This is a genomic window from Hirschia litorea (assembly GCF_042665075.1).
GTDB classification, from domain to species: domain Bacteria; phylum Pseudomonadota; class Alphaproteobacteria; order Caulobacterales; family Hyphomonadaceae; genus Hirschia; species Hirschia litorea.
Map to the genome: position 1 here is coordinate 139,255 of NZ_JBHTBR010000005.1, position 22,815 is coordinate 162,069.

19 protein-coding genes are annotated in these 22,815 nt (G+C 46.6%); 6 read left to right on the forward strand and 13 right to left on the reverse strand.

The genetic code is table 11. The features are described from left to right. Window positions 1-92 precede the first annotated feature (92 nt). The gene (locus ACFQS8_RS09420) at window positions 93-3,683 is read left to right on the forward strand and encodes a hypothetical protein (protein WP_382167071.1); all 3,591 of its coding nucleotides are present in this window, start codon (window positions 93-95) and stop codon (window positions 3,681-3,683) included. 236 nt (window positions 3,684-3,919) lie between these two features. Further along, window positions 3,920-4,207 (forward strand): chorismate mutase, encoded by a 288-nt coding sequence (locus ACFQS8_RS09425; RefSeq protein ID WP_382168593.1) that lies wholly within the window; start codon window positions 3,920-3,922, stop codon window positions 4,205-4,207. Here the strand turns inward: ACFQS8_RS09425 and ACFQS8_RS09430 are convergent. Beyond that, window positions 4,171-4,542: an Hpt domain-containing protein gene (locus ACFQS8_RS09430; protein ID WP_382167072.1), complete on the reverse strand. Its 372-nt coding sequence runs from the start codon at window positions 4,540-4,542 to the stop codon at window positions 4,171-4,173. The two genes, ACFQS8_RS09425 and ACFQS8_RS09430, sit on opposite strands and share 37 nt — an antisense overlap. 304 nt (window positions 4,543-4,846) lie before the next feature. Between ACFQS8_RS09430 and ACFQS8_RS09435 the strand changes: the two genes are divergently transcribed. Both ACFQS8_RS09435 and ACFQS8_RS09440 read left to right on the forward strand, forming a co-directional pair. Beyond that, entirely contained in the window at window positions 4,847-4,984 is a 138-nt protein-coding gene (locus ACFQS8_RS09435) for a hypothetical protein (RefSeq protein WP_382167073.1), read from the forward strand. 176 nt (window positions 4,985-5,160) lie between these two features. Further along, complete coding sequence (locus ACFQS8_RS09440) at window positions 5,161-7,122, forward strand: coiled-coil domain-containing protein (RefSeq protein WP_382167074.1); 1,962 nt, start codon at window positions 5,161-5,163, stop codon at window positions 7,120-7,122. A gap of 83 nt (window positions 7,123-7,205) precedes the next feature. Here the strand turns inward: ACFQS8_RS09440 and ACFQS8_RS09445 are convergent, their stop codons facing one another. The 6 genes from ACFQS8_RS09445 to ACFQS8_RS09470 form a co-directional block, all read right to left on the reverse strand. Then, window positions 7,206-7,976 carry an ABC-type transport auxiliary lipoprotein family protein gene (locus ACFQS8_RS09445; RefSeq protein WP_382167075.1) on the reverse strand — a complete coding sequence of 257 codons (771 nt, stop codon included), beginning with the start codon at window positions 7,974-7,976 and terminating at the stop codon, window positions 7,206-7,208. A 15-nt stretch (window positions 7,977-7,991) separates the two neighbouring features. Further along, window positions 7,992-8,936, reverse strand: coding sequence for an MlaD family protein (locus ACFQS8_RS09450; RefSeq protein ID WP_382167076.1), 945 nt, complete (start codon window positions 8,934-8,936; stop codon window positions 7,992-7,994). A gap of 14 nt (window positions 8,937-8,950) precedes the next feature. After that, the gene (locus tag ACFQS8_RS09455; protein WP_382167077.1) at window positions 8,951-9,736 is read right to left on the reverse strand and encodes an ABC transporter ATP-binding protein; all 786 of its coding nucleotides are present in this window, start codon (window positions 9,734-9,736) and stop codon (window positions 8,951-8,953) included. After that, entirely contained in the window at window positions 9,733-10,875 is a 1,143-nt protein-coding gene (locus tag ACFQS8_RS09460) for an MlaE family ABC transporter permease (protein WP_382167078.1), read from the reverse strand. Before ACFQS8_RS09460 ends, ACFQS8_RS09455 begins: the two co-directional genes overlap by 4 nt. Before the next feature lie 65 nt (window positions 10,876-10,940). Beyond that, complete coding sequence (locus ACFQS8_RS09465; RefSeq protein WP_382167079.1) at window positions 10,941-12,104, reverse strand: MFS transporter; 1,164 nt, start codon at window positions 12,102-12,104, stop codon at window positions 10,941-10,943. Window positions 12,105-12,178: 74 nt separating this feature from the next. Next, window positions 12,179-12,814, reverse strand: coding sequence for a hypothetical protein (locus tag ACFQS8_RS09470; RefSeq protein WP_382167080.1), 636 nt, complete (start codon window positions 12,812-12,814; stop codon window positions 12,179-12,181). Between the two features lie 126 nt (window positions 12,815-12,940). Here ACFQS8_RS09470 and pip point away from each other — a divergent pair, with 126 nt between their 5' ends. After that, the gene (gene pip, locus ACFQS8_RS09475) at window positions 12,941-13,918 is read left to right on the forward strand and encodes a prolyl aminopeptidase (RefSeq protein WP_382167081.1); all 978 of its coding nucleotides are present in this window, start codon (window positions 12,941-12,943) and stop codon (window positions 13,916-13,918) included. 77 nt (window positions 13,919-13,995) lie between these two features. Here pip and ACFQS8_RS09480 read toward each other — a convergent pair whose 3' ends face one another. From ACFQS8_RS09480 to ACFQS8_RS09505, 6 genes are all read right to left on the reverse strand, one after another. Continuing rightward, window positions 13,996-15,399, reverse strand: a complete 1,404-nt coding sequence (locus ACFQS8_RS09480; RefSeq protein WP_382167082.1) for a sodium-dependent transporter — start codon at window positions 15,397-15,399, stop codon at window positions 13,996-13,998. A gap of 91 nt (window positions 15,400-15,490) precedes the next feature. Beyond that, the gene (gene rodA / locus ACFQS8_RS09485; RefSeq protein ID WP_382167083.1) at window positions 15,491-16,630 is read right to left on the reverse strand and encodes a rod shape-determining protein RodA; all 1,140 of its coding nucleotides are present in this window, start codon (window positions 16,628-16,630) and stop codon (window positions 15,491-15,493) included. Between the two features lie 3 nt (window positions 16,631-16,633). Continuing rightward, entirely contained in the window at window positions 16,634-18,601 is a 1,968-nt protein-coding gene (gene mrdA / locus ACFQS8_RS09490) for a penicillin-binding protein 2 (protein ID WP_382167084.1), read from the reverse strand. Then, window positions 18,598-19,104 carry a hypothetical protein gene (locus ACFQS8_RS09495; protein ID WP_382167085.1) on the reverse strand — a complete coding sequence of 169 codons (507 nt, stop codon included), beginning with the start codon at window positions 19,102-19,104 and terminating at the stop codon, window positions 18,598-18,600. Before ACFQS8_RS09495 ends, mrdA begins: the two co-directional genes overlap by 4 nt. Beyond that, window positions 19,101-20,045 carry a rod shape-determining protein MreC gene (gene mreC, locus ACFQS8_RS09500; protein WP_382167086.1) on the reverse strand — a complete coding sequence of 315 codons (945 nt, stop codon included), beginning with the start codon at window positions 20,043-20,045 and terminating at the stop codon, window positions 19,101-19,103. The genes ACFQS8_RS09495 and mreC overlap by 4 nt, the downstream gene beginning before the upstream one ends. A gap of 83 nt (window positions 20,046-20,128) precedes the next feature. Next, window positions 20,129-21,169, reverse strand: coding sequence for a rod shape-determining protein (locus tag ACFQS8_RS09505; RefSeq protein ID WP_382167087.1), 1,041 nt, complete (start codon window positions 21,167-21,169; stop codon window positions 20,129-20,131). A 405-nt stretch (window positions 21,170-21,574) separates the two neighbouring features. Between ACFQS8_RS09505 and ACFQS8_RS09510 the strand changes: the two genes are divergently transcribed. After that, a complete protein-coding gene (locus tag ACFQS8_RS09510) occupies window positions 21,575-22,801 on the forward strand; it encodes an MFS transporter (protein ID WP_382167088.1) in 1,227 nt (408 codons plus the stop codon). Window positions 22,802-22,815 lie beyond the last annotated feature (14 nt).

Here is a 22,815-nt window from a genome sequence, read left to right on the forward strand (position 1 = left end):
CGGTTCAATGGATTAACGATTGATTAGGATTACCCTTCTCAGCGCTTCATGCTACAACATGCGAGTGTATAGATTCTATTGGGCGAGTTACCATGACTTTTTGGCGTCAAGGCAGCAATGATTCATTAAACGACAAACTGGTACGTCCGCGTAGCAGCAGTTCGTATTGGGACCGTAAGCCACAAAATGCGGAGCCTGCAAATGATCGTGAGCAATCTTTGAAAGATGCTCAAGATGTGTTTTCAGATGTCTCTGACAATATGCGTGAAAGTGCAAACTCTGCGCTCGAAACACCAAAAGATGAAATCACTCAAGCTGTCGAAAAGATTTTTCCCGACGATCTAAAGTCCAACGAAAACGATTTGCCAGATCTTCCGTCTGCTGAAAAACTCTCTGTTGATGAAGAAATTCAGGCTGCTGAAGACACTATAGATATACCTGATCTTCCTGAAATTCCTGATGATTCTGCTTTTGATGATGAATTTGACAAAGCTCTATCTGCTTTGCCACCTGTGCCATCGCTTGAGAATGATTTGCCAGAAACTGACTTGTCAGAAATTGATGATTCAGATTTAGAAATGCCTTCACTTGATACGCTCGCCGACGCGCCAAGCGAAGCTCAAACTACCAATAGCTCATCTCTTGAAAACCTATCTATGGATCAAGAAGATGAAGACGACATGGAAGATGAATATGACTTCCATGAAGAAGACGATAAAGCAGACACTTTTGCTGACGCAAACGCGTACTTCAACGATGATGTAAATAGCGAAGCTGAGACTGATTTATCAACCGATGATCTGGAAATCCCTGATGCACTTCCTGACCTTCCATCTGAAGATTTAGATGAAAGTTTTAACTTACAGAACGCAGAAATTAAGGATTTAGAAACTCCAAGTTTGGAAACTCTGGAATTAGATGAACCTGAAGAAGTAGGCCAAGAATTAAATTCTGCCTCCTCCACATCAAGCAAAATGCCGCCGATACTTCCGGCTGGTGGACACACTTCTGGTAATACCGCTCACAAACTTGATGAAGAAGAGTTTCCAGAGAATGACACAGACTCAGAAAGCGACAAAGAAGTAGTGGCTGAGACAAAACCAGACCACAATTCACGGAATGAAGACGCACGTGAACAAACGGCCTCCCGTGATGGTCATGGGTCGGGTCAAGTTATTGCGTTTCCACCTCATCAAGGAAAACCGTCTCAACCCACTGAAGACGAGCGCACAGCTGCATCCTCAACAGATGGTCTGACAGAAGAAGAACGCCTCGCAATCTCTCTTTCTGATGGAGCTGCTGCCGCACACACAACTGCGAATGCAACGAACAAAGACTCACGCTTCAATACACGCATCGCAAAACCTAAGAGCGATGGCCCATTCGTAACACCGCGCAGAACTGCTGCCACATATTACGACAATTCCGAACAGGTCTATGAGCCAGGTCTTGAAGATGATGATGGCTATTATGTGCCTGCTCAAGATAGCTCTGACGGCAGCGGACGCAGAATAGCGCTCTACCTTGCTGGAGCCGCCTCCATTTCTGCTATTTGTGGTGCTGTTTATTTGATGTTGCCGAAAGGCCAATCAGATGATGTACAGCTTGCCGATACCAATGCCACAACGCAACCTTCTCTGCCTAGCATCACAACAACAACACGTGACACGCAGACACCAAGCACAGCATTAGCAGAGACAGAGCAGACAGGCTCTAGTGCACAAGATGCACCGCTAAATGACACACGTGTATTTGATGATCTAAAAGCATCCGATGCCGTCGAAAACGACGCTGCAATTGGCACATCAGAAGCAGATTTATTCGCTTCAACACCAGAAGTTTCCACTCCTGAAGCACCTAAAACAGCAGCAAATTCTGACGCGCGTTCATTGACTCAAAACACCACAACACTTGCAACGCCGGATCTTAAAACTCCAGCTATCAGCAAGCCTCAAGTCACTGAAAAAGCACCAGAACTTACGCTTTCTCAAAAACCTAAAGCAGCAGAGCCAAAAGTCGCTGAACCTAAAGCTATTGAGCCGAAAGTCACCGAGCCAGCAGCTAAAGCACCAGTAAAACTTGCGCCTCCCAAAGCGACGACACCACCTCGTGCTCAAACGCCGCCCGCACCTAAAGTAAGCGCACCCAAACTCGCTAAGGGTAACCTTTTCACAGGTAAAAAATCTAACAAAATTGTCCGCGCTGATAACGTCAAATCCCTCGCACCACTCGCAGTAAGCATGGGTGAACGCGTTTATGATGGCGTCATGCGTGCTGGCAGTATGCCGCAAACCATTGTTGATGCTCTGTTTTCTAACGGAGCCTACTTGGCATCCAAAGAGCAAAAGCAATTCGCATACAATGTACGTCATGCAGCAAAAACAACTCGTGACGGTGAAGTTAACTCTATCACCACCCAGAACGGAACACGCGTTGATCTGCACTTCCTAAGTACACAAAACGAAGTTCGTCCAACTTTCGTCACTCGTGCAAGTAATGTTGAACCATTACCACGTTACATGCTGTTGCAAGATGACTGGGCACGCGTGTCCACTCCAACAAAATTGTATGCTGCACCAACATCTTACGACCAAACCGTACTAAAATCTCTGCCGCTAAACACAACAGTTGAGCGTATGGGATCCATCACCGACTCAACCGGTGAACAATGGTCGATGGTTGGCCAAAACGGTATTGCTATCGGTTATGTACCAAGCCAAAGCCTAATCAGCCTCACAGGCAGCGGTACTCAAACCATAAAACCATTTAAAACATCTATCTCATCAAGCGTTATAGAGCGCATTGATGTAAGTGTTCCTTGTCGTGATTACACAATGACTATCGGCGGCATGGGCTCAATGCATTCTGCTTGCATGACTCCAGATGGTGACTGGATGAGTAAAGAAGGTGCGAACAGCGGCCTCTCTTACGCAGTGCCACCGACAACATCTACAGTTTCATCTCCTTTACCATCAATTACACCTACGTCTTCTGCAACACCGCAGAGAACGGATCTGTCAAAAGATGCAGAAGCTATTCTTTTCCAACCGGAAACGTTGCGTAGAGATGCGCGTCATGGGCATGGGTCTGCAAGCCAACGTATCGGGTCAATTTTCTCACAAGCAAGTGCTGTTAGCATATCAACACCAGACGGCCAGCTCGGGACTCTTACATCTCCCCAAAAAGCGAGCACCTCCAAAAGTACAGCAAATACAAGCAATGTTACGCTGAAATCAGGCTTAGTTCAGGTCAATAGACAGGTCCGCTTGATGAATGAGCCAGCAGGTTCAGTTGTTCCTGACGCAGATACTGTTATGCGCGGCGATGTTTTGGAGGCAATCTCTGTTACCACAACACCAACTGGTGAAAGCTGGACGCTTCTAGGACAAAATGGCGTAGGATATGGGTATGTTCGTACAGACTACACATCTTCTGCATCTGGAACTGGACAGCTATATGATGGCTACCAATCAGGAACTAAAATAACTTCAGGTGAAGTTTATGAATCGCCAAAACTTGATTGTCAGTCAGCAACTTATGCTGCTGGAGTTGAAAAAGGTGTAATCAAAGCCTGCCTACAACCAAATGGCATGTGGACAGCTGAAGTTGAACCTAGCAATAGCTATGATATTCGTGCAACAGCACATTTGGACCACATTCAGGGCGGAAGTAGTCTCTGGTAGAGCCTGACATACAGTTTTGACATCTGATTAAATTGATTTAGCAGGCTGCGTGAAAACGCCGCCTGCATTCATGTTTCCTTGCCACACTCTTCGGTTCAGCATAACTCTTATAAATAGAGTCATTCGCATATTTGTGAGAAATAGAATTGAGCACCCCGTCTTCGCCTACAACTAAATCGACCGGAATAGCGTACATATCTGATCCTCGAAAAAAAACGGGACCAGAATGCGAAACAATGACGGATGTGCGATATGAAATAGATCGCTTAGACAGACTACTCGTTGAAATTATAGCTGAACGTACGACATATATAAAAGCAGCATCCCGGATAAAGCCCGATCGCGACATGGTGGTAGACCATCCTCGAATTGAAGATGTCGTCTCCAAAGTGTTGGCACATGCTCCTCAGCATAATCTTCCAAAAGAAATAGCTGAGCCCGTATGGAGGTTATTAATCGAGCGCTCTATTGCATATGAATTTGAAGCTTATGATGCTTTGAAAGCCTCTGACATTGATAGCTGATGCTCAACCTTTGCGAGGTTTTCCACCGCATCAATCATGTGATCTTTGATGGCGTTGATCAAAACACTAGCCTCCGCTACAGCAACATTCCCTGCACGTCCACGCGTTTCTGCAACTTCACACGCGTCACCTAACGCCATAGCTCCAATACTTCGCGCCGCGCCTTTTATAGAATGAGCGGCATCGGCCCATTGTTCATTGGGCGCATCAGCAACCAGAAGCCTTCCCCAAATTTCACTTTGGTGTCTAAAAATTCCTAAGACTTCTCTCGCAAGCTCTGCATCCCCTCCCGTCATCGCATTCAGATGTTCTAAATCTATAACATTGCTCGTCATAACAGTCCTCATTTCCCTTGCTACAGGTCAACCTTACTTTGTAACCAAAGAGTATAAGAATTGCTTTATCACTACATTATTTGCGTACCACAACAATGTCCCATTTTAAAACACCCATCAAACAAAGTGTTCATCTGAAACTATATCTCAGTCCCATTGGGGGGGTATTTTACTAAATATTACTGTGAGAGCTATGTTTTTATCGTTTCTTGCAATGCGCCGATATTAATTTTCGAAGACTTTAAAGTTTAACTTGATTTTCAACTATTCTGATTTAGGGTACGCTCAAGCTGTGGAGGCAAACATGCTGGGTTTATTCATTCTTATCCGTGATTCAATACTTGCTATTCTAATGACATGGGCCGGTATGGACGGAACATCTGAGAAATCGGAAGAAAATGACACATCTTTTTCTTCTTCGAGCATTCAACGCACTCTTTAAAACTTAAACAACTCAGTGTTTTGAAATTCAGTTTTCAATGAGCTGCAGAAAAAAGCGTAAATATTCACATATTTAGAGAATATTTTTTATAAAAATTCGCTTTATTGGTTTATTTGACATGTAATGGCCCAGATTTTGACTGTGTAAGGACAGAGTCATCTGTATAGTTATATGTTATGAGCAACACACCAAAACCTATTCAAACCAAAAGAGACCTCGAACAAAGGTTAGCGCACGCCCGTAAAGCAGGCGGATGGATGCCTTGGGCTACGACGTCCCTCGCCTTTACTTGGTGGGGCGGCACAGCGGCCTATGTCATCGGCAAATTTGGTATAGAAGAACTCCAAGCACTTCCGCCCGCCGAACTGGGTGGCGGTATTGCTATGGCTGCTGGACCGGGTTTGGCTCTCATAATGTCAGGGTTCATGGCACGCGAATCTACACGCTCAGCTCGCGCCAACGAACTTGTTCTAGCTGCGTCAGAAACACTCCTATCACCAGCCAAGTCACTTTCGGCTGAAGTTGATAGTCTCGGCGCAAATTTAGCTAAACAATCTAATGAGATTTACGACACGCTGAATGAAACTGAAGCGCGCGTTCAAGTTATCCGCCAAGATATGGAAGAAAGCTCCAACGCAGCTATGAAAGCTGCAGAAGTCGTGCGCGCCGACACTGAAGCTTTAAAGTTCAAATTAGCTGCCGAACGCGATGAGCTCTCCAGCCTATCCAATACCATTCGCGCCCAAGCTGCCGCTCTATCTGATGCCATACCTATGCATGCAGAAAAAATGACACGTGCAGCGACAATGGCGCAGGCAGAAGTTCAGAAAGCTGGTAAGCAATTAGACGAACGCCTGAGTCATATTGAAACAACAGGTAAAAACCTATCTGCATCGGCTGCAAACCTAGATCACATGACAGCTGAGAGCCGAAAGCGTGCACAACAATTAGTTCAATCTCTTATGTCTATCAATGAGAATTTGCTAGGCTCCTCACGTACAGTAGATAATGCGCTTAAAGCTGGAGACATGGCTGTAGAAGCATCTAAAGCAACAGCAGAAGCTATTCGCAACGCTATGGACTCTGCTTTGGATGGCGCACGCCAATCGGCGGAGCACGTTTCTGCACAAGCTGTTAAATCAAACACTGAAGCTGAAGAGGCGATGAAACGCCTGATCCAAACAGCAAGCCGCGCAGAAGGCCTTGTCAAACAAGCAATGCAAGCTGCAAACGAGCAAGCAGAAGAAACAGAAAAACGCATGGACCGCATGAGCGAGCACATGTACACAGCTGCTACACGTGCCACGCACGCCGCTGAAGCCGGCCTAGAACGTGCCCGCACACGTATTGAACGCGCGTCCCAGTTACTGAATGATGGGTTGAGCGACACGATCTCATCAGCCGAAAGATTTGATGCCCCTGCACAAAATCCACCTGCATCACCGCGCATCGCTGCTCCTGCACCGCGTGCTTCAACTGTTGAAACGCCACCGCGTCCAACTCCCAAAGAAGCTCCAAAGCCGATGCAAACACCCGCATCTCATGATCTTACTCCGTTTGATCCACTAGAAGAAGAAGATACAACTTTCGATACCGCGCGCCATGCATCTGATTTTGACCGTGGTACAGCAAAACCAACTGCCTCTTCAGAGCCTGCTAGCCCAGTTGCAGCAGCGGCACATGAAGCACACACGATAGAGCAAGCAGCCAACCACACACGTGCAAAAACCGACACTCAGAACGACATGTCTTGGCGTGACCTTCTTTCTGGTATTGGTTCAGAAACAAGTGACGGTGCGCACGACTCAACGGCTCTTGCTTTTGTGGAGCAACTTGATCGCTCAGGAATACGACTAAAACGTGCTATTCGATCATCGGACCTTCGTCGCATCGCCGCAGCAACATCACGTGGTGAACGTCAACGCCGACGCGCCACCAAACAGGCGGCACCAGGTGAGCTAACCCAAATCCAGCGTCTTCTTCAACAAGATGAAGATTTACGGATAGCAGCGGAAAGCTATTTAGCACTGGAAGAAGAAGAAGCGATGAAGTTTTTGCAACGTGCGGAACGCGCACGTGAAGATGCTGGCCCACGCTTAGCAGCCTATCTTTTGCTAGATGCTGCTCTGGTAAAGTAAAACAAATATCCAATAATTTTATTCAAAAAAAAGTCCGCCTTAAAAGGTGGACTTTTTTATATCACACGCAGCATTGATACAGTTTAGACATCTGTTTCCATTTTAAACTCTGGCGGCAAATCAGATGGCTTATCTCGCGGCATCACAGGAGATGTATCTTTATCCACTTCCTTTTGTGCGCGTTCCCTTTGAAGTCGCCTCTTGATACGATGAGCTTCTCGCTCTGCTTCCAAATCATACGGAATAGCGTTTTCTGCCACGAAATCAGCTGTCAATTCAGCAGCCGAGCGAATAGCATGCGCAAGCGTTTCCGCACGCTCCATAGACCCATTCCGATCTATGGCTTGGGTTGTACGCAATATGTGAGACGTTATAATTGCCTTATCTCCAGCACGCGTCATCACAAGCCGAATTTCACAAACAGCTTCATTGCGTATGCTATCGACGGTCAAATCCAAGAGGCTCAGACGTAAATCATAATCCCCACGTGCACCAACTTGCACAGGCACCGCCTGCCCATCTCCCGAAGATGCGGTCAATGCATCCACGACAGCCGCTTGAAACAAGTTTGCTGGTGTATCAGCCCATACAACATTATTAATATAGCGAATACGTTGATTTTCCGAAGCGGCGATCTCGACCCCCGCTATTGCGCCCATAGCATCCGGCGTATGCACAACAACATTTGTAAGTAAAGGTGTACTTGCACCCCGAATATTTTCTACGGGTAAACGCACCAAAGCTTGGGGTTGATTAGGCTCTGGCAAAACAGAGATACACCCGCTTACCAAGCTTCCTGCCAAGACCAAAGAAAGAAGTGGCAGACGTTTTGTGAATTTATGTGTTTTCGTCATTCTCTATGCTTTCCCTTATTCGTAAGGCTTTACGTCGCCTAGAACGAATTCCCGTGGATCTCGCTCTAACTCACCCACGACACCGTCCAACCGCTTCACAAGCATTTGCACATCTTGCAATGTCATAGACAGTTCACGCATCACACGCTGGGCATCAGGAGACAACTCATCAATGAGAACACCCTCAATAGAAGTCACGGCACCATCCGCTGTTTCTACAACCCCCTGCATGTCCTTTAGTAAGGCCATGGTTTCTTCTGTCATTAGCGCAACATTCGCATCAAATTGTACGCTTGCAGCGTCTACAGCCACAGCAGCTTCATTCATGGCAATTCCTGCTCCCTCAAGTGCTTGAATTGCCCGTCTTGCATCTTCAGCTATTCCATCCTCACCACTTGTGACATCTGTAAGTTCTTCAATATTTGCAAGAATATTGGAAATACGTGTTACATTCTCATCTCGAAACATACGGCTCACGCGGTTCAATGTGTCAGTACTTGAAGAAATCAAATCTTCTCCACCCGCAAAAATTTTATCAAGTTGAGTTTTGTCTGTCTTTATGCGCGGAGGATACGGGCGAATACCTTTGCTCAATAAGGGCTCCTCAGCACTTCCCGCTTTTATTTGAATAAAGGTCATCCCAGTAATACCCAATAAGCCAAGCTCTGCACGAGAATCAGCTTTTACAGGCGTATTAGAATCCACGCGTATGCGCGCGATAACATTGTTTGGATCTTTTTCATCCAACCCTAAATCTGTAACCTCACCCACTTTAATACCATTAAAGCGAACTTCTCCGCCTTCAGAAAGGCCGTTTACAGCACCTTCAAACACCACATCAAATACGGAATATTCTTTTGAGAACTGCACTTTCGAAATCCAGACAGCGAACAGCACAAAAGCTGCCATTGCCAGCAAAACAAAAGCTCCGATTAAACCGTAATTTGCGCGCGTTTCCATCAGATCCGCCCTTTCTAACTTAAGCCCAGTGCAGCGCGTCCACGCGGCCCGGAAAAGTATTCTTGTATCCAAGGGTGAGGGTTTGCTCTCACCTCTTCCATCGTTCCAACAGCTAAAACCTGTCCCGCATTCAATACAGCTATACGATCACACACCGCATTTAGCGAATCTAAGTCGTGCGTCACCAGAAAAACTGTCAGGCCCAATGCATCACACAAAGAACGTACCAATAGGTCAAAATTTCCTGCACCGATTGGGTCAAGTCCAGCTGTTGGTTCGTCCAAAAATAAAAGTTTAGGGTCTAACGCCATTGCTCGCGCCAATGCCGCCCTCTTGCGCATACCACCGGAAAGGTCAGAAGGACGCTTAGGTGCTGCATCAGCCTCCAACCCCACCATCCTTATTTTCATGCATGCAAGTTCACGCATGAGATTGAGTGGTAAATTAAGATGCTCCCGCATAGGGGCCATCACGTTCTCACGAACGCTCAATGTTGAAAAAAGGGCTCCATCTTGAAACATTACCCCCCATTTTCGTTCGATTACGCGCCGTGCCTCTTGATCTGCCTCTGTCAGGTCTGTTCCAAACACCTCGATATTGGCATGTTTAGGTTTTATCAGGCCTACAATTGAACGCAATAAAACCGATTTACCTGTCCCAGAAGGACCAATAACCCCCATAATCTCACCTTCGCGTACATCAAGATCAAGATCCTTATGAACGACTTTAGTACCAAACTGGTTGGTAAGATTGCGAACCTTGATAGCAAGGCGGTCATCAGACGGCTCAATACGCATCATAATCCCATCTCCATATAGAGCATGGCGAATATGGCATCTAAAACAATCACGAGGAAAATAGCCTGCACCACAGAAGATGTCGTGCGGTTCCCCAAAGACTGAACGTCTCCAGATACAAGCAAGCCCTGTCGACACCCAACAAGCGCAATAACGGTTGCGAATACTGGCGCCTTAGCCATACCAACCCAGAAATTTTGTCCCGGAACAGTGTCATTGATCCGCTGAATGAACATGGCAGGCGAAATATCCATCACACCCCACATCACTAGCAGACCACCAATCAAACCAGAAATCATCGCAAAAAATGATAAGAATGGGGTCATGACCCACAAAGCAATCAACCGCGGTGCAACAAGCACCTCCATCGGGTTTAGCCCCATGACGCGCATAGCATCAATTTCTTCACGCATTTTCATAGCGCCAATTTCTGCAGTAAACGCACTGTCAGTACGACCAGCTAGCAAAATAGCTGTCAGCACCAAGCCAAATTCGCGTAACATTAGGAAACCAACCATTTCCACGGTGAATACTTGCGCACCAAAAGATTGCAGCAAATTTACACCCAGAAATGCAACCACAATTCCAATAAAGAAAGACAGCATAGACACGATAGGCAGAGCGTTTAATCCCGCCTCTTCCATTATCGCGACAACAGATGTCCATCGAATTTTGCTTGGATGTAGGCATAAGTGGAATATCGTGGCAAATGCTTCCCCAATAAATTCCAGTATGCCCCACCCTTCTTTAAAGGCATCAACAACCCCATGCCCAACACGTTCAAGTAGGTCTAGAATTGGGTGTTTACTTACATATTTATGCGGCGCCTCGAATTGAGCATTGCTGACCGTCGTCAACAATGACAAAATACTCTGATGCTCCCCAAGCAACTTCACATTTTCACCGGAAACGGCACCTATTTCACGTAAAGTGCGATCGATAACGTATGCGCCAGCAGTATCCAATTCTTCAAGTTGGGATACATCAAGAAAGATATCAGACGACGCCTCATGCGTATGAAGTTCGCGCAGAGCCTTGTCCACGCCCCCCACAGTAAAGGCCGTCCAGTCTCCTTCCAGAACCATTATACGTTGGCCTGAAAGGTCTGTCGTAATATCAAACCGGGCTTGGGATTCGGCCAAGAAGCGCTCCTATCGCGTTCAATTCTCAGTTAAAATCCACTAAATTGCTTTAAAAATCACCTACTTTATCGATAAAGGCGAGTCCTTATCCTTAACATCAACAAGCAGGCGAATAACGTCCCGATTCCTGCTAGTCCTGCCATCCACCAATATCCCATGGCACCAATCCAGTCGTATAAAATGCCAGACATTAGGCCAAAAAGCCCTGTAACAGCTGCAATCACAGACGCAAGTATGGAAAGTGTAAGCGCTTGGCTCTCTTTATCAACTTCTCTTTGAATCAGCGTGACACAGCCGATAAATGTCGCCGCAAACGTTAATCCGTGGAGATTTTGAACTAAAAGAATACTTAACGCGCTCGGCGAGAAACCAAGTACAGTCCAACGTATCACTCCTGCGATACCACCCAACAAGATTAGACGCTCGGGCGTTAACCATGTCAGTAAGCGTGCTGAAAATGTCAGGAAAGCAATCTCAAGTACAACACCCGTGATCCACATTAGACTTATGAGTTGCCCCGAAAATCCTTGCTTTTCCCATATGACTGTTGAGAACCCATAATAAAATGCATGCGTGGCCTGAATACAGGCGCTGGCAATAAGCAGTAAAAACAATACCGGCTTTCGAAACTGCCGAAATCCACGCTTGAAACGTTCACCAAAGCCAATACTATTATCCGAAACACCCAATGAAATCCGTGGTGCGCATAAGCCAATAAGAATTTGGGCAACAAAGAGACATGTGATTGCAGGCACCAGATACTCGACGCCATAGCGCTCCATCAGCAACCCGCCAGAAAACACTCCCAGCACAAAGAGTACCGATGCTATACCTCGGCCCTCTCCAAAATTTGGACGTATGCCTTTGCCAACACTTAATACAAGACTTGCCTCAGACAGTGGCATGATAGCGTGCACGACAGACATCACACAAAAACCAACTGCACTTAAGATTATCGGATGGTTTGAAAAATTCAGCGCCAAATAACCGACAAAACCGCCTACAGCCAAAAGAGTAAGCGCGGCACGCGATGTCTTTGCATCTGCCCATGTCGATATAAGTGGGCCAACAATAATCCGTGCCAGAAGTGCACCAAATATCACGGCACTTATTTGCGTACCATTTAATCCACGCGCCTTTTCAAGCCACACCGGAAGATATGGCAATTGAAACCCGAACATATAATAAAATAAGCTTAGATAAGCTGTTGCACGCCATGCATCATTCATGGAGTTTTCTTTCTAAGCCTGTGCAACTCAAAAAAGCGTACGCTCAAACAATCAACACGGCGCATACATCAAAATTAAGACAGCGGATCTTTAAGCAATGCCAAAGCATCCGACATCCGTGATGCGGCCAGGCCATTAGCGATAGAACGCGCTAAGTCTAGCTCCTGATCAAGAGGTTCAAGAACCGCAGCAGGCTTTATAATTAATTGCCCTTCATTCGCTTCCTGTGCGCGCAGAAATGACATTGCAAATGTCTCTCTCGCCTGCCCCGCATGAATTAACACTCGTTCAAATTCACGCACATCTGCATTACGTGGTTTTGTTTCCGCACCGTGAGAAGGCAACAGAGTTTGAGCAAGTTTATTCAACTCACTCAATTGAAGAGTTGCATGCTCGACGTCATAGCTAATTTGTTCAACAATTTCACTGACAGGAGATTCAAACTTTGTAAGGCGCGCCCAATATTCTGTGCCAACCTCATTTTCACCACCCCAAATACGCATGAGCGAGCTGAAATTACTTTCACCACTTGCCCATTCCGCATCGCGACTGGCTTCACAAAACGCTATAGAGGCTTTACGCAATTGAGATTGCGGCTTTGTGAGTTGAATTTCTGTTTCGGTAACATTTTCAAATACAGCAACTGTTGCACAGCCACTAGACAGAAAAGCGGTGCCGATTATCAAACCGACGAAAAATCTACGCGACAATACCCATTCCCCGCTTTACATCGTTTCACCCACCCGTAATGCATATAATAGCACTTTTACGGAAACGTGAATATCTTTTAACGAGAGTTCTTTGATTCTTTATAAAATAAAACAAGTGAAGCAGTGATGAACACAAAACGACCACGCAAATTTCTTTTTCCTCGAATTGATTCAAATCGTGCAGGCCGACTGCGTGTCTCTGACATTCATGAACTGTATTGGGAAGAATCAGGAAACCCTGAAGGTATCCCCGTTGTTGCCTTGCATGGTGGACCAGGTGGAGGCTCCAATCCTGATATGAGGCGGTTCTTTGATCCTGCTAGATATAGGATTATTATCTTTGACCAACGTGGATGTGGCCGCTCCTCGCCTTTTTCAGAGTTAAAAGAAAACACCACGTGGGATCTTGTGGCAGACATGGAAAAGCTCCGAGAGGAATTAGGAGTCGAAAAATGGGTCGTGTTTGGCGGCTCTTGGGGATCAACCCTAGCTCTAACCTATGCTTCGCTTCATCGCGCCAACACTTTAGCTTTGATATTGCGCGGAATATTTCTACTCACGCATGCCGAAATACAATGGTTTTATCAAGAAGGTGCAAGTCGCCTATTTCCGGATGCATTTGACCGCTACCTTGCTCCTATCCCAGAAGATGAACGCCATGATCTCGTGCAGGCCTTCTATTCGCGCCTAACCGGAAGCAATGCCCAAGAACGTGCGGCCGCTGCCCGTGCATGGGCACAATGGGAAGGAGAAACGCTCTCTATTCGTGGCCCAAGTATGCGGCCCACAAAATTTGAGGAGCAAGAATTCGTAGATGCCTTTGCACGCATCGAATGTCATTATTTTTGGAATAAAGGTTTCTTCGACAAAGATGGATGGCTGTTAGATCAAGCTTCCACATTTGGTAACCTGCCAGGTGTAATTGTTCATGGACGATATGATGTGGTCACTCCACTCTCGTCAGCATGGGCATTAAAAAAAGCATGGCCCAACGCAGACCTCAAAATCATCAGTGATGCAGGTCACTCCAGCATGGAGCCGGGAATTGTAAATGAACTCGTCGGTGCGACTGAAATGTTTGCCGATCGTTTTTCTGAAGACTAAGTAGTTACTAATTTAACCCGTTAAGACAAAGCCGCCCCACATTGATGTGGGGCGGCTTTTTTAGTCTAATGGCACAATTAAATTGCTTTATTAGGCCCAATAAACCCTTCCAAGAAGCTTGGCATTTGCACACCGAACGTATCTTGCAATCCGTCAAAGATACCAAAGAATAAAATGATACCTACAAAGACCGGCACAAAATAACGTAATGAACCGTACCAAATTGCGTGTAGCTTTTTATCTTCGATTTCTTCGAGTAGATCCAACTTAGGTAAAACCCAACCAATGAAGATCGCGATAAACAACGCCCCCAGTGGCAATAAAATATTACCCGTTAGGAAGTCGACAAAGTCCAGATAGTCGCCGGAATAGACATAAGCCACACCGACTACAAACAGGATGAATGCCATACCCATAGATGCACCCATGCGATGCACACCATGACGCTCCTCAAGCCAAGAGACTGAAACTTCATACAGTGAAATCGATGAAGTAAACGCAGCAAACAAAGCGAGCGAGAAGAACACCATCGCCAGAATGTTACCGCCAGGAATACTTCCAAACGCCACAGGCAAAGATACGAAGAACAACCCAGGACCACCCGCTGGGTCCAACCCCGCTTGGAATACGATTGGGAAAATTGCGAAACCTGCAATTATCGCAACCATCGTATCAGCACCTGCAACGATGAAGGACGAACGCGGAATATTTGTGTCTCGCGAAAGATAAGACCCGTAAGTCATCATCAACACTGAACCAACACTAAGAGAGAAACAAGCCTGCCCCAGTGCAGCAAGGAAGGTGCTAAAATTCACAGCTTTCCAATCTGGTGTAAGCAAGAAAGACACGGTCTGCTTTAAGTCACCCGTTGTGATAGCGAAAGCGACAATACCTAAGAGCATAATAAAGAAAGCTGGCATTAAGATACTTGCCGCTTTTTCAATACCGCCCTTTACACCACGGCCAACAATGATCGCATTTGCTAATAAAAAGACAAATAACAGCCCCATTATCGTGCCGCGATTATTTATCGTTTGGCTAAAATTCTCACCAGATTCGGCAGGTGTTATACCTGCGAAGCTGCCGCCAATCGCTTGAATGACAAACGCCAATATCCAAGCGGAGATTACCATATAAAAGGATACAATGAAGGTTGATGCAAACACACCGACCCATCCAATAATACCCCAATTTTCAGACTTACCTGCATCTCTGGCTAGAGTTTGAATTCCCTCAACGGAAGACATCCCAGCTTTGCGTCCTAGTGAATATTCTCCCATCAGAACAGGCAAACCAATCACAACCACACAAATCAGGTAAATGATAATAAAGGCACCGCCTCCATTTTCACCTGCAGTGTATGGAAAACGCCAAAAATTTCCTAAGCCCACGGAAGATCCTACCGCGGCCATTATAAAGCCAAAACGTGACCCCCAAGTGTCACTCTTTCGGCCAACTCCCCCTGCAGGTGTGCCTGCCATTTTATTGCTCCATTATTGTATTTTAGTGCAAATTTATTCTAACAAAATCACATACGACAGCACAAACGTCAATCTTATCAAGATATGAGCGCTACAGTATCCCCTTTAGAACCAGTGACTGATCTCGGTGAATATGAACCATTAGAAGAATTGAAAACCCAATCATCACTGTCATCATGGCCGTCCCACCGTGAGAAATCAACGGCAACGGCACCCCTACAACAGGCATTAAACCCATGACCATACCAATATTTACAACCACATAGAAAGCAAGAGTTGCAACCACTCCCGCTGCCGCAAGCGATCCAAATATTGTGGTAGATCGATTCGCTATAAACAATCCAAATATCAGAGCAACAGCCCAAGCCGTCAATAAGGACATTGATCCCACAAACCCAAATTCTTCTGCGATGATCGTAAAAATGAAGTCAGTATGCTGTTCAGGTATATAATTGTTCTGAGACTGAGTTCCCTGCATAAAGCCTTTGCCTTGCAGTCCGCCTGATCCTATCGCAATCTTTGCCTGCTGCAATTGATATCCAGCACCTAGTGGATCTCGAGATGGATCAAGAAATGTATACACACGCTCTTTCTGATAATCCTTCAAACCGAATTGGTAGACTGGCCAGATTGACAAAAGAGCGACGATTGCCCCGGTAATAATAATGCGCCACGACAAGCCAGCAAAAAAGATAACCATCCCCCCAGTCGCGGCCAACATCAATGATGTTCCTAGATCTGGCTGCTTCAGCACCAAAACCGTCGGAATGATAATAATCAAACCAGCAATAATGTGATTGCCTATATTCAACTCTTTGTTCTCGCTCGCTTGATGATAATATCGTGCGAGAGCCAGAAGTATCGCAATTTTCATGAATTCAGACGGTTGAATCAACACTGGCCCTATGTCCAACCAGCGCTGGGCTCCCCCACCTACCGTTCCAAACAATTCAACACCCACAAGCAAAAGCAATGAGCCTAAATATGCGGGGTAAGCAATCATTGCCCATACTCGAAGAGGTGCAATAGCCATACCTATCGTAAATACCAGTACACCTATAAAGCGCGTCATATGCTGCCATGGAATATCTGCCATGCTCGCATCTTTAAGTGTTACGGAAACCAAAACCGCCGTCCCGAAACTTGCGATAGCTATAATCGTTAGCAGCAGTGACCAATGAAGGTTCAGCAATTTATCGCGCACTGACATTTTCTCAGCAATAATCCGCATTGCCTAAATCGCTCCACTAGCAGGAGAAGATGGGGCACTTTGCGCAATCGGACTGGAAACCTTGAACACTTCACGAGACATAGGATCGCGTTTAAGCGTTTCCGTCATAATATCTCTTGCAATGGGATAAGCAGCACTAGAGCCACCACCATGGTCCACAACAACTACACACACATATTTAGGATTATCCGCAGGCGCATAGCTGACAAACAATCCATGGTCTCTCAATTCCCATGGAAGTTTATCATTCTTAATAACCCCAGTCGCGCGTTCTGCTGTTGAAATCCGGCGCACCTGTGCCGTACCTGTCTTACCTGCAAGACGTTGACCATTACCAACATCTCCAGATCGCAATGCCGTTCCACCCGGCTCAGATGTCACAGCGTACATTCCTGCACGAAGGTGCTCAGCAATTTCTTGATTCAACGGAACATATGGAGGCGCGCCCGATGGCGGCGCAGTCGCACCTCCAATGATCACTTTAGGGGCAGGTGCAGCATTTTCTCTAGCAATACGCGCAGTCATAACAGCCAGCTGTAAAGGTGACGTGGTCAGATACCCCTGTCCAATCCCGTAATTCAGAGTTTCCCCCTCATACCATTGCTCTCGAAGCGCTTTCTGTTTCCAAGCAGGGTCTGGAACGACACCAGCCGAACCGCCAGTCATACCGAGATCATAAACAGTGCCCAACCCCATCTGATGCGCCATATCAGCAATACCTTGCACACCAATGCGCCGTGCAATTTCATAGAAATACACATCACACGAATGCTGGATCGCACTTTTCATGTTCATCGTGCCATGACCACCGCGTTTCCAGCAGTGAAAATCACGGCCACCAAACCGTGTTTTCCCACGACATGTCACTGTATCTCGTGGCGTAGCAACCTTTGATTCCAGAGCAGCCGCAGCAACAGTCATCTTGAACGTAGAACCTGGAGGATACAAACCATCATAGGCTTTGTGGTAGAGAGGTGACTTTTTATTCCCAAGAAGGTCATTATACTTTGCTTGTGAAATCCCAGATACAAAATCATTTGGATTAAACGCTGGCGTCGACACCATTGCCAGCAATTCACCGCTTTCTATATCCATCACAACGGCAGAACCACTTTCCTCGCCAAAACGAGAAATAGCGTATTTTTGAATTTCAGCATCGAAACTCAGAACGATATCACCGCCATCTTTGGGCGCAACATCATCACTCGGCAGGCGATCAACAATACGTCCCGACGCATTTACCGCAATGCGCTGGAAACCGGGTGTACCCCGTAAGTAAATTTCCGAGTCCTGCTCAATACCTTGGCGCCCCAAACGCATATCAGGGTGACGATAGATACGCTGCATACGACTGGTTATTCTGCGGCGACCAGCCACGTCATCCGGCCCCAATTGCAAACGTGCAATCTCTTGCTCGATCAACCCAGAAAGCTCTTCTCGATTGGGACGTGCCACATATCCAATTGTATGAGAGAAAGCGGTTCCCATGGGATAGGAACGCAACTCACCTACTTCAGCATACACACCTTTAAACTCGGGGGCATGAACATTGATGCGTGAAAAGTCCTGCCAACTCAAATCATCTGCCACTGGTATCGGGACAAATTTTGCTTGCTGTCTTGCCTGCGCTAGAATGCGCCGATGCTTTAAGTTTGAAATAGGAATATACCGCGCCAACAAACGCAATGTCTCTTCCAAATTGCTTGTTTCTTCTGGCACGACCAACACATAAAAATTACGCTTATTGGATGCTAAACGTTGGCCAAATCTGTCGTAAATAACGCCGCGACGTGCCGGGGCTGGGTCAAGGCGAATACGGTTTTCTGTTGCCAGTTCTGCATATTCCTCACCTTTGAGCAATTGCAACTGCACCAATCGCCCCGATAGTCCCGTCCACAGCGCAGCACCTGCGACACCCGCCACAATAGAGCGTCGTGAAAATTCAGCATCTTTGGCGCGATTGGAACTCATGAGGACAAACCACCTTTATAGGGGGCAAATAAGGGCGTCACCAAATAATATAGTCCCGCAGTCAATACAAGGTCACTCCATAAGGGAGCGTCCAACACATCTGCTCCACCCGCAATATCACCCGCAATCGACAAGGCAAAAATCCCTACAATGCTTCCAGCAACAAGCAATACAAGCTGGCTTGGAATAGTTGCCGCCATAGCTTTAAAGCTATCTTTGGCAATCAGCCCAGCAGCATAGGCACAAAGCCCAGCAAAGGACCACGCACCCAAAGGCGCTTCAAGTACGAAATCTTGAACCAATCCGACCATCACGATTAATACCGCTGCCCATATAGACATGCTGAGTCTGGCACAGGATAACGCGAATAAGAAGACAGCAATTGGCCATGTGTCTGTCAATGGAAACGGCATATGATGCAATAAGGGAGTAGTCCCTAGCAAACATATAAATATCGCTAGCAGCGCTCCTAAGAATACGCGAATGCGTTCAGCACCGCTCAAGGGCGTCCTCCAGCGTTCGCGACAGGCGCTGCTCCTTGCTCACTATTTTCCTGAAGATTAGAAATAAGTGTTTCATTTGTATTTTCAGTTAGACCAACACCATCGGTAACCATTAATTCTTCAGGCGTCACAAAGCCTGGCGGCGGTACAAGCCGCACAAAATCGATTGCATCACGTTGCATAGCAAGATCTAAGCGCCAACCATCTTTATCACGATGCGCAAACCCAACACGCAATCCGCGCTCGAAAACGCCATCATCTCCAGACGTAACCCACTCCTCACCTTCGACGATTTTATCCGGTGTCTCTGCATGTAAAATACGCGCACCAACTTTACGATCACCAACGAGTAAAGCACGGTCCAATGATGTTCGCCCCATTACTGGAATGCGACTATTATAGTCTGTGAGTAATAATATACGTGATGTGCGATGTCCTGTTCGCACGACGCGCCCTAGCAAGCCATGCTCATTTACTGCCGCGAACCCGTCAGATACACCATGCACATCCCCAGCATTCGCAATGCGAGTATTGGTAAACGGACCGTTCGTCTCCGCAACGACACGCGCTGTTACGCCCCCAATTTGCGGTTCTCCCATCAGGTCAAGCATGTTCTCATACTCCACCATCCGTTGGGACATGGTCCGCGTCGCCTCACGCCAACGTTCAAGCGATTGCACTTCGCTTTCCAGCTCTTTAATTCGTGCCTTGGCTGCTTTATCTGCAAAAAGCCAAGTATAACCTGCGAAATGCTTATTTGCAGCGGCGGATATGTTAGAAGTAATATCATCCATCCTCGCCCGCGAAGGCTGAAGTGCGCGACGCACGTCAGATGAGGATTGGATCATCAATAGTCCAAGAAGCGCAATTCCAATACCTGCAATGCCAGCGCGCGCTGCAAAGCGCGGGGAACCGACTCGATGCCGAGCATGCCTAGCCATGACACTGCCTCCATTCCTTTTTGGGCGCACAATAAGCACGCACCAAATACGCTACAAGTATTACTCTTTGAGTTGCCCGAAACCTAGACGTCAGGTGCGAGAATATCTTTCATGTTCTCAAAGTCTTCAAGAACAATACCGCAACCTTTTACCACACATTTAAGCGGGTCGTCAGCAACAGTTACAGGTAATTGTGTACGCTCTTTCAGAACAACATCAAGGTTTCGTAACAGCGCACCACCACCAGTAAGCACAATACCTTTGTCCACAATATCAGCAGCCAATTCTGGCGGCATAGCTTCGAGTGCCTGTTTAACCGCTTCAACAATTTCCGTAACAGGATCTTGTAGCGCTTTGGCAACCATTGCTTCAGATACGGCAGCTTCCTTTGGCACACCATTCATCAGGTCGCGACCACGCACTTCTATTGACATGCCTTTGCCGTTTTCAGGAATTTTAGCTGTCCCGATTTCTTTCTTGATACGCTCGGCGGAGGCTTCACCTATCAGCAAATTCTCTTCGCGGCGCAGGAAATTCACAATAGCTTCATCCATTTTGTCCCCACCCATACGGACAGAACGCGAATATACGATTCCGCGCAAGGACATCACAGCAACCTCAGTTGTACCACCACCGATATCAACGACCATTGAACCCGATGGCTCGTCAATCGGTAGGTTCGCACCAATAGCGGCGGCTATTGGCTCATCAATCAAGAATACCTGACGCGCACCAGCCATAAGAGCAGACTGATGGATTGCGCGACGTTCCACAGGTGTCGCACCCGTTGGCACACAGATGATAATAATAGGAGAGATAAAGGAGCGTTTTTTATGAACCTTCTGGATGAAGGCTTTGATCATTTCTTCAGCAACTTCAAAATCAGCAATCACACCATCTCGCATTGGACGAATTGCTTCCATGCCAAAAGGCGTCTTGCCGAGCATTTGTTTCGCTTCAACACCAAACGCATGCACAACCTTCCGGCCATTCTGCGTGACATAAGCCACTACAGAGGGCTCATCCAGCATCACGCCCTGCCCCTTGACATAAACCAAGGTATTGGCTGTTCCCAAATCGATGGCCATGTCTGTCGACATCATGCCAAGAAGTTTACCAAACATATATCTCGCCGCTTTCGATACTAAACAGAACGCCCCGTTCCGTCATTACAGTTAATTTACCACCCTTATACCTGTTTGCCGTTTCAAAACGATTAAAGCAAGAGCGTGATTCATTTGCATTGAAATAAAATAGGTACATATCGTACCATCATTTTTATGCGACTGTTTTGTAAGCGTTTTTTATCCACCCGTCAAAATCGTTCCAAATACCACCGCCTCCACCACTGACAATCGCGCAAATATATCTTTAATTCTTAGCCAATCAGGTTAATTCCTTAAATAAGTAGGCATTCTCCATTTCCTTTCCAATTGGGAGCATTCACATGACCGCATCAGGTATGTGCCCCTCACGCTGGACGGAAATATGCCCCCCATGCCAACACCTAATTGGGAGACGCTAATTGAATGCCCAAACGCTTCGCAGCTTTTAAGCACACATCCTATGTTCGCTATTTTGGCGCGCGTTTCATGGCGACATTTGCTGTCCAAATTCTTTCTGTCGCCATTGGCTGGCAATTATACGATTTGACCAAAGAACCAATATGGTTGGGTTGGATTGGTTTAGTACAATTTCTACCCGCACTATTATTGGTCTTTGTGACTGGACTATCTGCTGACAAATTCGGAAGACGTTTGGTGATGGGGCTCGCCTTCGTGACAGAAAGCATGTGCGCGCTCATTATCCTGTTGATGGCAATTTTCGATACAATATCCCCTATTCCGGTACTCATCGTACTCACCCTATTTGGAATAGGTCGTGCCTTTGCTTCACCTGCAGCATCTTCTCTAGCGGTCAATCTCGTTCCCAAGGAAGATTTCTCCAATGCTGTCGCATGGAATTCCTCCTCTTGGCAGTCTGCTACTATTGTTGGCCCAGTTGCAGGTGGCCTCCTTTATGGCGTGTCCGCGTCAACAGCCTATTCTGCGTCTTTTATATTGCTCTGCATTGCCACACTTCTTGTCTTTTTAATTCCTAAACCCAACCAGCAGAAGATGACGGAGCCCACATCCTTTTCTACTGTTGTGGGCGGCTTTGTTTTTATCTGGAAAGAAAAAGTCATCCTTGGCGCAATATCATTAGATCTGTTCGCCGTGCTTCTTGGCGGCGCTGTAGCATTGTTACCAGTTTATGCATCCGACATTCTTCAGCTTGGACCCACAGGCTTAGGCCTTTTGCGGGCGGCACCGGGTATTGGAGCCCTTATCACGGTAGCAATCATAACTTCATTCCAGATTAGGAATCATGCAGGTCTTATCTTATTTGCGTGTGTCGCACTGTTTGGCGCAGCAACAGTCGTTTTCGGATTATCCACAAGTGCATGGGTCGCAATACCTGCACTTATGTTTGTAGGTGGATTTGACATGGTATCCGTTTATATCCGTGAAACGCTACTTCAACTCTGGACACCCGATAATATGCGCAGTCGGGTCAATGCCGTAAATTCGATTTTTCTTGGTGCATCAAATGAATTAGGAGAATTTCGTGCCGGCACAATGGCACACGCCTTTGGCTCAGTCAGTGCCGTTGTTATTGGTGGCTTCGCAACTATCGGCGTAGCAGCCTCTTGGGCAGCACTCTTTCCAGAAATGCGAAAAACTCAGAACTTAGATGTCGAAGAAAAACCTATCTAAGCGCAAACCAAAAC

Bases quoted from the DNA above. Each gene is read 5' to 3' on its own strand.
- ACFQS8_RS09440 (WP_382167074.1), top strand. From the start codon at position 5,161: ATGAGCAACACACCAAAACCTATTCAAACCAAAAGAGACCTCGAACAA.
- ACFQS8_RS09510 (WP_382167088.1), top strand. From the start codon at position 21,575: ATGCCCAAACGCTTCGCAGCTTTTAAGCACACATCCTATGTTCGCTAT.
- mreC (WP_382167086.1), bottom strand. From the start codon at position 20,045: ATGGCTAGGCATGCTCGGCATCGAGTCGGTTCCCCGCGCTTTGCAGCG.
- ACFQS8_RS09450 (WP_382167076.1), bottom strand. From the start codon at position 8,936: ATGGAAACGCGCGCAAATTACGGTTTAATCGGAGCTTTTGTTTTGCTG.
- ACFQS8_RS09465 (WP_382167079.1), bottom strand. From the start codon at position 12,104: ATGAATGATGCATGGCGTGCAACAGCTTATCTAAGCTTATTTTATTAT.
- pip (WP_382167081.1), top strand. From the start codon at position 12,941: ATGAACACAAAACGACCACGCAAATTTCTTTTTCCTCGAATTGATTCA.
- ACFQS8_RS09435 (WP_382167073.1), top strand. From the start codon at position 4,847: ATGCTGGGTTTATTCATTCTTATCCGTGATTCAATACTTGCTATTCTA.
- ACFQS8_RS09430 (WP_382167072.1), bottom strand. From the start codon at position 4,542: ATGACGAGCAATGTTATAGATTTAGAACATCTGAATGCGATGACGGGA.
- ACFQS8_RS09480 (WP_382167082.1), bottom strand. From the start codon at position 15,399: ATGGCAGGCACACCTGCAGGGGGAGTTGGCCGAAAGAGTGACACTTGG.
- ACFQS8_RS09420 (WP_382167071.1), top strand. From the start codon at position 93: ATGACTTTTTGGCGTCAAGGCAGCAATGATTCATTAAACGACAAACTG.
- ACFQS8_RS09445 (WP_382167075.1), bottom strand. From the start codon at position 7,976: ATGACGAAAACACATAAATTCACAAAACGTCTGCCACTTCTTTCTTTG.
- ACFQS8_RS09505 (WP_382167087.1), bottom strand. From the start codon at position 21,169: ATGTTTGGTAAACTTCTTGGCATGATGTCGACAGACATGGCCATCGAT.
- ACFQS8_RS09455 (WP_382167077.1), bottom strand. From the start codon at position 9,736: ATGATGCGTATTGAGCCGTCTGATGACCGCCTTGCTATCAAGGTTCGC.
- ACFQS8_RS09425 (WP_382168593.1), top strand. From the start codon at position 3,920: ATGACGGATGTGCGATATGAAATAGATCGCTTAGACAGACTACTCGTT.
- rodA (WP_382167083.1), bottom strand. From the start codon at position 16,630: ATGCGGATTATTGCTGAGAAAATGTCAGTGCGCGATAAATTGCTGAAC.
- mrdA (WP_382167084.1), bottom strand. From the start codon at position 18,601: ATGAGTTCCAATCGCGCCAAAGATGCTGAATTTTCACGACGCTCTATT.